Source organism: Agrobacterium sp. NPDC090283 (genome assembly GCF_044769685.1).
Classification (GTDB): Bacteria; Pseudomonadota; Alphaproteobacteria; order Rhizobiales; family Rhizobiaceae; genus Agrobacterium.
Genome location: NZ_JBIVYG010000027.1, coordinates 39,472 through 52,635, shown reverse-complemented (window position 1 = coordinate 52,635; position 13,164 = coordinate 39,472). Strand labels below are relative to the sequence as shown.

The 13,164-nt window shown below is 54.6% G+C and carries 9 protein-coding genes and 2 pseudogenes; 5 read left to right on the top strand and 6 right to left on the bottom strand.

Annotation, left to right across the window (positions count from 1 at the left end; all coding sequences use genetic code 11):
* Both ACIQUH_RS26115 and ACIQUH_RS26110 read right to left on the bottom strand, forming a co-directional pair.
* Positions 1–3,596 (bottom strand): annotated as a pseudogene (locus tag ACIQUH_RS26115) (hypothetical protein); the annotation flags it as partial.
* 21 nt (positions 3,597–3,617) lie between these two features.
* Entirely contained in the window at positions 3,618–4,385 is a 768-nt protein-coding gene (locus ACIQUH_RS26110) for a hypothetical protein (RefSeq protein ID WP_400820708.1), read from the bottom strand.
* A gap of 456 nt (positions 4,386–4,841) precedes the next feature.
* Between ACIQUH_RS26110 and ACIQUH_RS26105 the strand changes: the two are divergent.
* Positions 4,842–5,091, top strand: a pseudogene (locus ACIQUH_RS26105) (transposase); the annotation flags it as partial.
* A 36-nt stretch (positions 5,092–5,127) separates the two neighbouring features.
* Here the strand turns inward: ACIQUH_RS26105 and ACIQUH_RS26100 are convergent.
* From ACIQUH_RS26100 to ACIQUH_RS26090, 3 genes are read right to left on the bottom strand one after another with little or no spacing between them, the layout of a single operon-like run.
* Positions 5,128–6,027: a hypothetical protein gene (locus ACIQUH_RS26100; protein WP_400820706.1), complete on the bottom strand. Its 900-nt coding sequence runs from the start codon at positions 6,025–6,027 to the stop codon at positions 5,128–5,130.
* A complete protein-coding gene (locus tag ACIQUH_RS26095) occupies positions 6,024–7,745 on the bottom strand; it encodes a hypothetical protein (RefSeq protein ID WP_400820704.1) in 1,722 nt (573 codons plus the stop codon). The genes ACIQUH_RS26100 and ACIQUH_RS26095 overlap by 4 nt, the downstream gene beginning before the upstream one ends.
* Complete coding sequence (locus ACIQUH_RS26090) at positions 7,738–8,934, bottom strand: N-6 DNA methylase (protein ID WP_400820702.1); 1,197 nt, start codon at positions 8,932–8,934, stop codon at positions 7,738–7,740. Before ACIQUH_RS26090 ends, ACIQUH_RS26095 begins: the two co-directional genes overlap by 8 nt.
* 412 nt (positions 8,935–9,346) lie before the next feature.
* Here ACIQUH_RS26090 and ACIQUH_RS26085 point away from each other — a divergent pair, with 412 nt between their 5' ends.
* The 4 genes from ACIQUH_RS26085 to ACIQUH_RS26070 all read left to right on the top strand — a co-directional run bounded on the left by ACIQUH_RS26085 (position 9,347) and on the right by ACIQUH_RS26070 (position 12,751).
* Positions 9,347–9,679 carry a DUF6527 family protein gene (locus ACIQUH_RS26085; RefSeq protein ID WP_400820699.1) on the top strand — a complete coding sequence of 111 codons (333 nt, stop codon included), beginning with the start codon at positions 9,347–9,349 and terminating at the stop codon, positions 9,677–9,679.
* 15 nt (positions 9,680–9,694) lie between these two features.
* Positions 9,695–11,587, top strand: a complete 1,893-nt coding sequence (locus ACIQUH_RS26080; protein ID WP_400820696.1) for a phospholipase D-like domain-containing protein — start codon at positions 9,695–9,697, stop codon at positions 11,585–11,587.
* Between the two features lie 434 nt (positions 11,588–12,021).
* Positions 12,022–12,585 carry a hypothetical protein gene (locus ACIQUH_RS26075; RefSeq protein WP_400820694.1) on the top strand — a complete coding sequence of 188 codons (564 nt, stop codon included), beginning with the start codon at positions 12,022–12,024 and terminating at the stop codon, positions 12,583–12,585.
* Between the two features lie 4 nt (positions 12,586–12,589).
* Positions 12,590–12,751, top strand: coding sequence for a S1/P1 nuclease (locus ACIQUH_RS26070; protein ID WP_400820691.1), 162 nt, complete (start codon positions 12,590–12,592; stop codon positions 12,749–12,751).
* Positions 12,752–12,816: 65 nt separating this feature from the next.
* Here the strand turns inward: ACIQUH_RS26070 and ACIQUH_RS26065 are convergent, their stop codons facing one another.
* On the bottom strand, positions 12,817–13,164 hold the full coding sequence (locus tag ACIQUH_RS26065; protein WP_400820689.1) for a hypothetical protein: 348 nt from the start codon (positions 13,162–13,164) through the stop codon (positions 12,817–12,819).

Here is a 13,164-nt window from a genome sequence, read left to right as displayed (position 1 = left end):
TCCGTCTTGCTATAGGTCCAGTCCGTAAATACGAAGCTCTCCACGCCTGCGTCATCATCGATCAGCGTATTCTTCACGAGAATAGATCCACCATCTCCGGCGCCCGTCGCCGATTCCGGAACAGTGATGAGCAAATCTTCACCCTGATGAGTGAATCCAACGTCATCAAAATTTAGGCCCGAAACCGTCAGGCTATCCGCATTTCCTTCAGAAGAATTCTCAACAATGATGTCGTTGCCGTCGCCTTGTGCGTAAGTGTAGGTGTCGTCACCGTCGCCGCCGAAAATGCTGTCATTTCCCGCATGACCAAAGAGGACATCATTCCCGCCAAGTCCATAGATCGTATCCGCCCCTGAAGTACCGTTTAACGTATCGGCTCCAGCCGTTCCCTCAATCGTCTGAGCGGAACCGTCTAGTATGAACTGGGCAACATCAACGGTCACATCCGGTTCGCTTCCGGGCGCATCAAACACAATCCATTCGGCATTCCGAATGACATTCATGATATTTGGCCCAATAACAGCGATTTCAGAATTGCTGACCAGTTGTAACATGAAGTTTTCGCGGTTGCCTTCAATAATGACGGTGTCAGAACCGTCTCCGCCATCAATGATATTCGTTCCACTCCCAGCAAAAATCACGTCGTCCCCAGCACCGGCGTCTATAACATCATCGCCACCCAGGCCACGGATTGTGTCGTTGCCGTCAAGACCAGAAATCGTATCCTGCCCTGCAGTCCCTATGAGACTGTCCGCATTCACGGTTCCATCAAGTGTGGTCGAAGAGTTTGCCTCAAGAAGGTCGCTCACGCTCAGTGACGTGTCGCTCTGGCCCGCAGGTGCATCAAAGACGATCGTTTCCACGCCTGTGACAATATTCAAGACGCCCGGCCCACTGATAACGACGGAGTTGTCATCTCTAACGTTGAGAACGAAATCAGCGAAAGCGCCGTCGATAACCACGGTATCCGATCCTGCACCGCCTTCGATCCTGTTGGTGCCGCGCCCCGCGAAAATGATATCGTTACCATCGCCTGCATCGATTGTATCATCACCATCGAGACCATAAATCGTGTCATCGCCGCCAAGTCCACGGATCGTATCCTGCCCCGCAGTTCCCGTCAGAGTGTCATTGGCATTTGAGCCTGTCGTCGTTGTTGAGGAGTTAGCCGCTATGTAGTGAGCGACGTCAAGACTTACGTCCTCTTGGGCTTCCGGCGCGTCAAATGTGATCCACTCAACGCCGGCAATCCTATTTGTAACTCCCGATCCCGTCACGAGGATCGAGTTGTCGTTTTGGACGGCGATGGTAAACTCAGACCGTGCGCCGCTAATTATCACGGTATCCGTACCATCACCGCCATTTACGTTGTTGGTGCCATCGCCAGCGAAAATGACATCATCCCCTCCGTCCCCGTAAATAAGGTCGTCCCCTGCCAGACCCGAAATTGTATCGTTACCGCTTCCACCGAAAATGGCGTCATCAGCACCAGAGCCGGTCAGAGTGTCAGCACCATTCGTTCCATATGTCGCCGCGGTGACCGCCCCGGCAATAGCCGAGTATAGGAAATCCACCCCTGCAAAGGAAAAAGCTTCAACGTTTACGATGATGTCGGTGTAGGCGTAATTCCAGACTTGCAGATAACCATTTGAAGCCGAAATAAACGTGTAAGCGGCAATCGAGTCGAAGTAAGATACGGTGTCAAAGCCACCGCCGCCGTCAATCTGATCACTGCCATTTTGACCGTCGATGACGTTATCAGCCGCATCACCCGTAATGGTGTCGTTTCCTTGGCTACCGACAATATTCTGGATATGAAGGAAGGTATCCTGCCCACTCTGCGAACCCGTTGCCGTTCCTGAGCCCGTCGATGTGAACTGCACTGTTACCGACGAGGTATGAAGAGAAAAATCGATCGTATTGATCCCGCCGCCACCGTCGATTGTATCATTTCCACCTCCCCCTGCGAGGGTTTCGTCACTGGCCGAGCCCGAAATCGTGTCGTTACCTTTTCCACCCACAATACGCTCGATATTTGTAAAAGTGTCTGACTCTCCATCAGAACCACTCACAGAGAATTCTCCCCAAAGATCATCGTACGAAATTGTCAGGTTTTGTGTCGAGGCAGCATAACTGATCGTGTCTTTCCCATCGCCACCATCGTAGCGGTCGGAACCTCCACCATTTGTAGCGGCGTCGATCGCGTCATCCCCGCCCCGACCGAAGACATCATCGTCGCCGTTTGTTCCTTCGAGATCAGGGTTGTCGTCATCATTCCCTTCAATCCACCAACCGCCAGAATCCGAGGTCGGATTAAAAGTCACGTAGTTTTTAATGCCGAAAAGAAATACATTGGTCGATGAAGTGAACATGGAATGGACATACAGGATCGCTTCCTTCGAAACTGCATCATAGACCTTCTGACCATAGAGGGTGGAACTGTACTCATCCTTATCCTCAGGGAAATAAACTGTAGAAAGCGCCGTGTCGAACGAAAGGCGACCATCGGAATTCGTTGCCGCAGCAAGATCACCGCTTGTCAGTTTCGCGCTTATCATAAATTTCGTTTGGCCAGGACCCGTGACCTCTTTCACCCATTGCGCATAAACCGTAAAATCGTGGTCTGCCCCATCGATCAGATCCAGTTTTGCTCGGTCCTGCACCTGTTGCGATGTCAGCGACACATTGGGAATGTTGACACCTCCACCTACTATGTAAATGTCATTACCGGCACCACCGACAAGAATGTCCTGCTCACCATCATCCCATTCGCTGTGAGACTCCTTTTTTATCACATCATAGTTGACAGAGAAGGGATCAAATCCCGAAGATAGGCTTCCCGCGGCGATGGCGTCGTTGCCTGCCCCACCGTATAGCCGGTCCGAACCGCTACCACCGGTGAGCGTGTCCGCACCATCAAAGCCCATCAACACGTCAGCATAGAGTGTGCCGGACTTCGTATCGCTGTCCTGCGTGCCACCAATCGCCTGCCCACCACTAGCAATGGAAACAGAATAATCACCGAACTCATTGGAGGACGCGCTCAATCCCCGCGCGCCAGCTACCGCCAGTTTTCCAAAATACGCAACGACATCCGGATCTTTGTCGAGCCATCCATCTGCTAGGGCAGTCAATATTGCCGTCGCAGAGCCAAACGAACCTGAATTGATCAGTGTTGTCCAGAGCTGTTGTTTTTCTTCGACCGTCCCCAGGTAATTGAGAGGAAAGTTCGCAGTCCAGGCACTCGCGGTCAGGCCGTTCATCTGGAAAACCTGCTGGTGGTATGATTGAATTTGCGCATACCCCAGTTCAGCTCCGTTAGCCGCCGAGCGGGCAGCAAAGTCGGCTTGCATAAGCTGCATGCTGATGGTCGCCAGTTCGCCGCTAGTCAGCGGATTTCCGTCGAGTTGCGCCTGTGCGGTTATGAAATAATTGGCCGAAGCGCCTCCACCCGAATCGTTATTGACGACCGCCAGTGCCAGCTTCCCGTAAATGTCGCCAAACTCAGCTAGTAGAGAATAATAGGCGATACGGTCCCCCGCAGTCACAGCTTTTTCAAGTTTTGCAAGCTGTTCGCCAGAAAGCCCAACACTCATTTCATGCCCCCATTTGAGAAATTAGTCAGTCATACATTCCAAGAGATTTTGGATATTTTTCTTGATCACCTTCCAATTCGTGAATTGATCAAGAGGGTAAAGGACTTTGACGTCATAGCCACCGAGGCGGGAAAGATGCTCACAGTGGGGATACTGATTGGGTTGAGGAACATTACAGGAAATTACATCCGTCATTGCCGCGCCGTCACGGCCAAAATACAGGTTTTTTTTCTCCCAATCGGGCTGCACCCGTAAGGGAAGTTGAACCTGAAAGAGGTTGGCGGAAACTTGCTTTTCCGGAAATGGCGGCTCGTTCGATTTAGTTTTTCTTCCTGAAAGCAGGTTCGCGTAGAGCTTGGCCAGCGATTTCATTTCGATGAAATCCGTAACCAGGAAGCTAATCCACTCCTCCTCACCGGCTACAATCTTCCCTTGCATTTCCCGACGTGGGTAGGGTTTGAGTGTGTCACGATGAAAGTTGAAGTTTGCCATGCCGTCACTCTTTTCAGTGAACGTGATGCCGGTCTCAGGAAACAACAAATAGTCAACCGGTATTCGGACTTTTATCTTTCCTCCCCCATGTTGGACTAAATAGCCGTCCACAACTTTTCCGGAAAAATCGAATCCTTGGCAACTTCCCTCTTCCTGCAACTCTTTGAAAGACTGAGGTAGGTTAGTCGCTTCACCGTGCGCTCCGGCATTCTGGGCTTCCGCAGTCGAGTAGCCCAAAAGGATAGAAAGGATAAAAAGGATAAAAAGGATAAAAACCGAAGAATAAGAAATGCGCATCTTTTGCCTCAAACAGATGCAAGACACTGTGGTCTAAATATCTTCCCTTTGTTCCCAATCCGTTTGCTGATCAAGTCGATATTTGATTATAGGAAACAAAAAAATTCTCAACCCTAATGAGAAGGAATATATTTTAAAAAACAACGTCAGCAAGAAAAAGACAACCCGCCGATCCCGAATGAACCACAACCAAAAGGTGCGGTCATCGTTCATATGAGACTTAACCGGCATTAGGTAGCAAAAGCAACCAGACTACCCTGGTTCCGGTGAAAAGGTAGCCTCGGATGAGTGTAGCGGAGTTGAAGCAGAAGCGGGCTGCCTTGGCCGAAAGGCTGCAGAAGATAGCGGCATTATGGAGCAAGTGCCGGCAACTGCTCCATAATGCCGGAAGATTGCAAGGGTACCGGCCGAGATTCAGGAGCTGGTGAACGCGCTGGAACGCGCCATTCTCAGCTATGGCGACGCAATCAAAATCGATACAGCACCATCATTTGCGATCTTGAACGCCGAAGGGCAATCGCATTGTTGCCCGATAGGGACCAGGCGACCGCCGAGGCCTAGCTGATAAGTCCCAGATCGAGATCGTCGCACGAGATCTGGTGGACTTGCGCAGGCCGTCACACGAGCCCTGCCACACGCCGAGCAGGTCGCCGACCGTTGGCATCTGATGGAAAACGCCAGTCATGCCTTTCTCGACGCCCCAAGACCGCACGGGCTGTCCATCTTCACGAGCGAAGGACAGTCAGGCCACCCCGTCCTCAAGCTTCTTTGCCTTGCGGGCAGCCATGGCCGCTACCTTGCTCGAGTTCGCCACCTTGAATGCATCGTACATTTCCTTCAACGGGAGCGTGGAAGGCTTTGTCGTCTGAAGCGCAAAGAGATCGTAATACGGCTTGTATCTCCGCTTGTCCGTTCCCCAAGTCCAGGTCCACTCCCAATCGAATGAGGTGTCACCCTGGTTCTGCGCGTCTACCGTGCGATCAACCACGAACTTGTAGAGATGGTTGTTGCACTGCTTCACGAACTGTTGGAGGGCGTCGGCTATGCCGTTGAGATCTGCGAGGCTGGTCGAGAAGATGTGGCCGATGAGTCCCCGGTGGTCGTCGATGCCAAGCTCGTACGCGTTCTTCGTTCCTAACGAGCCGAAGCGATGCACGCAGCAATGTCGGAGGTGGCATATGTTGTCATACTCTTTGAGGTCGTCGTCCATCGAGGACGGGAGCTTGAAGCCGATCTCGTTGAGCCTCTTCGTGAGTTCTTTCGCGGAAGCGAAAGAGTCCTCGTAGAGAGCTTCAGCCAAGCTCTCGCGTGGACGTGACATTGCGACGGCGTAGGTGATCTGTCTGTCGCCCAGCTTGTTTCCTGTGACCGGATCAGCATGCGCGAGGCGGCTGAGCAACGTCCTGAAATAAGTTTCGACTGCCGAGAGGTAACCGAGCAGTACCACCGAGCACACTTCCGGCTCCGGCTCGCCGTTGATCTGCGCGAGCAGCTTGTTGATCGCATTGGTGTGGGCGATGAAGTTGTCGATCGGGCTGCCTTGGCTGCTCGGCTGTCGGAATAGGTTCTTCGTGACCACCCGCTCCTTGTCCGGCTCAGGTGGAATGAGCACGACGATTGCCAGATGTGCCTGCTCGCTCATGATATCATCTCGTCCACGAATGCCTCGATCCGCACGAGAATCTTGTTGGAATACGACTGGCCGATACGCGGCAGCTTCCGCAGTTCGCTTCCCGGATCCCGCAGCGCACGAAGATCTCCGACCGTCTTAAGGTTGCTGCCGCGAAGGGTGGATTTCTGGAAGTACGACAGTGATGGAACGCTGGCGATGTCGAGCGACATGATCCTGTTGTAGGTCAGTTCCTCCACCAGACGGTTGCCGCATTGATGGCAGAAGCGCTGCCGTTCGTTGTCGCGCGGTGTCAGGCAGTTCTGGCAGGGCGGAAGATCAAGCTTTAGATCGGCGAACCCATCCTTACCGAGTATGGTTTTCGGGCTGCGCCGGAGCGGATGCTTATGAGAGGGTCGCTCGATGAACTCCACCACTTGGCTCGCCGAGTTTCCGCGATGCGAGCCAGAGAAAGCACGTTCAGCAATCAGGGAGGCCAGATGAGGCTCGAACCGTTTGTATCGCCGTCCCCTGCCGTGGGAGACCTCTGCCATCGGGTATAGAAGGCCTGCTTCGGTAAGCAGGTCTATCATGCGCTCGCTGAGGGGGCTGAGTTCCTCGTCGTTGATGCCGATGATCGTCTGCTTCGTTGATCCGGCCGAGTTCTCGTCGTTCCAGTCCCTGATGCCTTCGACCGCCTTGTGGAAGAAGGTCTCGCCAGCCTTTACCAGCGTGCGTAGTTCGACCACCTTGTCGCCAAGCGACCGGAACTCGGAAATGCGGTTGTCGTGATGAGAGCGCACCACGCGGGTCAGCACCGCCTGCGTGACCGCCGTGTCGCTCCGGACGCTGCGTAGAAGCGTGAGATAGGCCCGCGGGACGCCGAAGGCGGCGTATTGCAGTAGCGCGTTTGCGTCGGGTGATATTCCCTGCAGCCCCTCCGGATAGCGCCGCTCCGCAATCGTCTGCATCATCACCCGATAGTTCGAGCTGTATGCGGAAATCCACGCGGAAACAAACTTGCCCTCATGGTCGGCGTGGAAGCGGCTTCCATACACGGTAGTGCCTGGATAGACCGCGCACTTCGGAGAGATGTCGTTCGCCTTGACGACACGTAGGAGATCGAGGAATTCGGTGAGGAATGCCGGGGAGAGCGTTAGGGCCGCGTCATCGAGAAGCAGGACGATCCGCTTGCGACCAGCCGCCTCGGCCATGTCTCGCAGTATGCGTTGAACGGCCTCGAGGGACAGCGCTCTGTGGAGTTGCTCGTCAGCTTCGTCTAGCTCGAAATTCCGCTCGAGGGTAGTCAGGAGCTTCTTGAGATCAACCTTGTCCAGATCAAGGGCGGCCGCCAGTTCGAAGCTTTGCCCCGTAATCCGGGAGAGCGTTTCTGCTGCCGCCTCTAGGATTCGCGCGAGAACCCAGGAGTGAAACAGGGCGTTCACGTCACGCCGGGAGGTCGACAACGGCTCCAGGCTGAGATAACGATTGAGGGTCGTGTAGACGCAGAACGGCCTGCCGGCATCTCCCAGCGCCTGAAGCCAGGCGTAGCGCATGAGATGCGTCTTACCGCATCCGCGCGGTCCAACTAGCAGTACCAGACCTCGTCCAAGCAGGTCACGCACGACTTCATCGAAATGGTCGCTGGTCGCCGTACCGTCCCTGATAACGTCCTCTTCGACGTGATCAGCACGCTCTTCGAAGTCGTCCTCAAAAGGGATGTCGCCGACATCCTTGGGCTGTTTAGCCATTCAAATTCATCTCCATCCCGAGTAGCGCAGTCTTGGAAATCATTCTTGCCCCCACGCCGCGCGAGGTTCGCACTAGCGCCTCGCGTCCGGCTTCGGATTTCAGGAACATGAACACGGCATCGCGGTCCTGCTCACCAACACGAATCCTGAACACGCAGTCGCTCAGCGCTGCCGCGCCGGACGAGACCAGACAGACCTTTGTCTCGAGTCTGCGGTCCACGCGGGCAAGAAGGATGTCGCCGGCTGCCGCTGAAACGAGCCCTTGCGGGACGTCGCCTGCATCTCCGGGTAGTTCGATCGTGGTCCGTTGCGCCGGAAAATCCGAGGTGTGGAAGACGGCATGCCGTGCACCCCGAATCCCGACGGAAGAAATGGTACCGCGAGCAATCTCCGCGCCGAGATCTCCCAATTTGATGTGGCCTCCCCCTGGAACGTCCGAGTAGTGCGCCCAGTCGAGTCGGATTGCGGCTTGGTCGACGCTGACACAAAAAGACCGGACCGCGCCTTCTGCTGTCAAGGTGCCGACCGATATCGGCATGCCCGACGGCCTCGAATTCCTCAGAACCAGGACGTGAGCCTTAGCTTCAGTCCCCCGGAATGATCCTCTTGGCAGCTCCACGACACGTCTGATATCTGTCCGCCGCATCAGGGCCTCCCGGATCGGACGCGTCCGCAGACCTGAGACAAAACCATCCGGAACGATCACGCCGATCTCTGCGCCGGGCCGGGCAAGCCGCAGGATCTGAGCAAGGAAAAGTACTTCTGAAGAGAGCGAGTCCTTCGGAATAGCGTGAAGGTCATCCAGTCCTGCTTCGGAAAGGATACGAGCGAATCCTTCGCGCCACTGAATTCGCCGATATGGCGGGTTGCAGATCGCTAGCTCGAACTCCTCCCCGTTCATCCTGGAAGGAAGATCGACGTCGAGGGCATCGGCAACATGATGAACGTGTCGCGTACATGTCCTGTTCTGAAGCGTCTCGCGGAGGAAGCCCGAAACGCGATAATCAATGTCGACTGTGGTGATCGATGCTTCCGACCAGCGCCTGACGGCCGCTGCTGACAGCGAGCCTCCGCCTGATCCCAGATCAAGTATATTCATCGCGCCGGCGCTATCGAACAGACCCATGAGGTGGTCGCTAACAGCTCCCAGCGTGAAATATTGGTCGAGCGAGCAATCCGGGCGCCACATGACAATTTCCAGCGATACTTGAGTTGATGACAAGGATGGATATGAAGCCAGCCCTTTACAACCACTAATTAAAAGATCCAGCTTTCGAAATTATTGATGCACGTCGTTCTCCAAATATTTCTGGTAGGAGTTTTACCCCGCCTTTCGTTTGGCTGGCGAGCAAGGCGGCTTTCCGAGCCAGTTGATCGGCTCAGCCTACTCGTCTCGCGTACCGCGCTCCGCTCCGACGCGAACGCTCGTGCATGCGGCCCTGACGAATGACCGTGCTTGCGTTAGTAGTCCGTCTGAATATACGTGCCACCAACTGGCCCGAGGACGACTTCGACCGGACGGAGAACGCGCCGCTTGGCCAAGGATCTGCCGAGCCGCTGCTGGGGCTGCCGCTGTTTCGCAAGCCAAGAAAGGTTGCCGCATGAAGATCACTCGCTGGTTCCGACACCTGTGGGGCAAGTATGGCCCTGCCCGCCATCTGCAGATCGTGGAGGGCGATACGCTTCCGTTCGAATTGCCCGCCCGCGACCTGGTCTTGACGCGAGATGATGGCGACGACTGGAGCGTCGGCATGCGATGCCCCTGCGGATGTGGCGACACGATCGAACTCATGATCTTGAAGGAGGCAAGCCCGCGCTGGGACATCAGCATCGACAAGGCTGGACGTCCGTCGCTCCATCCGTCAGTTTGGCGGAAATCGGGATGTAGGTTCCACTTCTGGATTCGTGAGGGTCGAGTCCTTTGGTGTGACTAGCCGTAAATGCTTTCAATGCCGCGCAACCAAGTGAACCGTTGCAAACGGAAGTTTTCCCTGGTCGTCACCATCTACGATCGCTGGCCTGTGCCGCTCGGCAAGTGTCCGACGCGTGAAAACGCATCATCTCACGTCCTGCCGCTTGACTGTGACGAGAATGTAGAACAACTTTCGCGGGAGGTGTCGGAGGAATTTCGCATGAGGGGTTCGGACAAGTCTGACGGCCTGTCGCTGCAGGTAATTGCTGGCACACATTCAGTTATCTTCGGCATCGACTTGATTGAAGAGCATTGCAAGGGGCTGCTCGGTTTCGCGATCCATCGGACGGATCACACCGAGGACGAGGCCTATTGGCTGGATGGCCAGAAACGATTCAAATGGGCGGATGAAAAGCGCCTGGTGGGACGCGAGGTCTCAACCAGATTCCACCCGATACAGTCGTTTCTCTGGCAGGACTTCACTGCCAAACCCAACCATGAATACACCTACAGGATCAGTGAAGTGCGAGGTGATCCATTGAAAAGCGATCTCGGCCGCACCGTCGAGGTCAGGATTCGAACCGAACGGCAGGACGAAGGGATTCACCGGATTTGGTTCAATCGTGGTGCAGTCTCCTCCCAGAAATATGCCGAGGAGTTTAATAACCAGGATCCGCGGATCGTAGGCGAGCCAGCATGGCAGTGGTTATCCCGTGGATTAAACGAAGCGTTGCTAGCTTTCATCAATCGTGCCGGACAAGGGGATTTCCTAAGGGCCGCTCTTTATGAGACTCGCGAGCCGAAGGTGTTCGAGGCTTTCAAGGCGGCGGCGAAGCGAGGTGCAGATGTTCGAATTGTCTATGATGGTCGTGAGAACGCGAAGGTTCTCGATCGCGGTGGAGCTTGGACGGGAGCGTGGTCGCCGAAAGATCCGAATGAAAAAAGCCTCGCGGAAGCGGGAATACTCGACCAATTCTGCGTGCCCCGTCGGGAGAACAAGAGCGCGATTGCTCATAACAAGTTCATCGTCTTCGGCAGAAAAACCTCAAATTCGCTGGATGCCAGCGAGGTCTGGACTGGCTCCACCAACATTACCGAAAGCGCCATTTTCGGCCACCTCAATGTCGGACATTCCGTACATGAACCCGACGTGGCAGCGGCCTATCTCGCCTACTGGACAGAGCTCGCGAAGGACCCAAAAAGCTCGGACCTGAGGAAATGGGTCATGAAGAATTCGCCAGTAAAGGATGTAACGTCCAGCGTAAAGACATACTTGTTCAGCCCTCGCACAAAGGATACACCGACTTCGCTCGAATGGTATGTCGAGCTTATGGCGAAAGTGTCCAAGGCCTCATTCCTCACCGGAGCTTTCGGTCTTCCCGCCGCCTTCGTTCCCGTTCTCCAGACGCAGTCGATTGCAGTTAGATACGTGTTGCTTGACTCCTATGGCAGCGGAGCCGCAGAAGTGGTCGAAAAACGGCGCAAGCTCGTGCGCCAGCTCAGGGCCAACCCATCTAACAAAATCGTTGTCGCCACTCTCCTCGACATGAATGCCTTTGACCACTGGCTCAGAGAGAAACTCAATCCTCTGAGCACGCATGTTCGGTACCTTCACACGAAGTTTCTCCTAGCGGATCCCTTGTCAAACGACCCATGGGTAGCGACCGGTTCAGCGAATTTCTCGAACGATTCGACATTCGAGCATGACGAAAACATGCTTGTCATTCGAGGTGATACACGCGTGGCGGATGTGTACCTGACGGAATTCATGCGGCTCTATCGCCACTATGTGTTCCGCGAATGGGCGGAAACCAGATACAAGACGAACGCTGACCTGCCATATCTCGACATCAAGGACCTTTGGTGGCGCGACTACTACAAGAAAGGAAACTTGAAGACTCATCAGCGCATGTATTTCTCTGCACCTTGATGAATTGCTGGGCGGGCCAATGCCCGGACCGACGCTCGCTCCCGGTTATCTACGTTTCGGGGTTTCGCTCTAAGCAAATACAACGGCAGACGTCAGAGCTAAGGAAGAAAGGCAAAAGCTATAATTTTCGTTGTATTACTCCATTTTTTAAAACCAGTTTTAATGCTGCGGAGAACCCCTTAATACGCAAAATATTTCCGAATACTGATTTCTTGGAGGTTTCAGCTTTCGCTTTAGTTCGGTCGCTTTGCACGAGTAGCTGCATATCTCCAGAGCGATCACGCCACGCAATCGTTGCGGCGCTCATGGTCTGTTTGACGCAAGCCACTCTCTCTAACTTGCTCGACATTCGAACCGGTTTCGACGTACCTGGGACGCAAACGAGAAAAGTGGCAGCGCAAGGATTCGACAATCCACCTAACAGGAAGAAGCGAATGACAAGCACCGAGGAAAGTAGTCTCAAACCAGCCTCAGAATTCGGTCTACTCAGTCTGTACACGCATCAGCACAGCATGGCGGATGCCAATCTCGCGGTCGAGCGCGACATCACCGTCAAACACTATATGGCTTTTGGAACTGTTTTGCTCCTGCAGACAGGTTTCTTTGCGACGAAGCTACAGCCTCACGTCATCTTTATCGCGTGTGGAGCGGTGATTATTTGCATCTCACTCGCCGCGCGCGCAATGGTCATATTTTACGGGAAATACAGCAGCCGCCTCTTCGCAATTGCATCGGTCTATAGGAAAGCCTACCTTCGGGGTCGCGATGGAAATTACGTCATCCGCAAGGCTAACGAGCTACAGAATTGTGGGCATTTGCCCGAAGCGAACCGCCTCTCTTTCAAAGAGTATCTCAGCTATACCGGAGCATTGGCTACTATTAACACAATCCCATCGGTAATCGGAGCGATTTTGGCGCTCATCGGCCTTGTCATCTCGTTCGGCGACCTCGCACCGTCGATAAGATTGTGGCTTTTGGTTGGAAATGCGCCAACGTAGATAGTTGCGGACGGCCAAGTCTACCGCGTACGCCTCCCCCGTCGCGCCTTCCCAGACAGCCGAACTGGATCGAACCTACGAAACGAACGCGAGAAAGGCTGCGGAAGAGCGAATTGCTCTGGCAGGTGCACGCTTGGCCAATCTGCTGAACTCATTGCTGAGGTGAGCTGATAGGCGTCATTTCTACGACTGTTCAGAGGCTTGCGCTCTGGACTTCTTGCCGCATCGAAGCTAACGGTTGCGTTCGATGAGGCTTCTGTGGAGCGCCGGTGCAACGAGCTGGTCTACGAGCGCGTGTCCCGTGCTCCCTAGCTGTGACGCGGCCAGAGCCAGTCTGCCTCCGGCGATCATGTGGAATCGTGAAAGCACGGCAAGCGGAATGGCGGCACCTGGATCAGCGCGAAGGCAACCTGCTACGCGGTAAAGCCGGCTTTCAAGTTCAGCGGTCCAAGTGGAGAGGTCACCAAGCTCCGGCGCGTCACCTAGCTCATCGAATACTCGGTAAAGCCGCCCATACCTGATCTCTCGGATATCGGGCAGAAGCTCGTTCCAGCGGCGTGACACGGTTGAAAATCTCAC

Coding starts and splice junctions, on each gene's coding strand:
- ACIQUH_RS26110 (WP_400820708.1), bottom strand. CDS start 4,385: ATGCGCATTTCTTATTCTTCGGTTTTTATCCTTTTTATCCTTTTTATC.
- ACIQUH_RS26100 (WP_400820706.1), bottom strand. CDS start 6,027: ATGAGCGAGCAGGCACATCTGGCAATCGTCGTGCTCATTCCACCTGAG.
- ACIQUH_RS26095 (WP_400820704.1), bottom strand. CDS start 7,745: ATGGCTAAACAGCCCAAGGATGTCGGCGACATCCCTTTTGAGGACGAC.
- ACIQUH_RS26090 (WP_400820702.1), bottom strand. CDS start 8,934: ATGTGGCGCCCGGATTGCTCGCTCGACCAATATTTCACGCTGGGAGCT.
- ACIQUH_RS26085 (WP_400820699.1), top strand. CDS start 9,347: ATGAAGATCACTCGCTGGTTCCGACACCTGTGGGGCAAGTATGGCCCT.
- ACIQUH_RS26080 (WP_400820696.1), top strand. CDS start 9,695: ATGCCGCGCAACCAAGTGAACCGTTGCAAACGGAAGTTTTCCCTGGTC.
- ACIQUH_RS26075 (WP_400820694.1), top strand. CDS start 12,022: ATGACAAGCACCGAGGAAAGTAGTCTCAAACCAGCCTCAGAATTCGGT.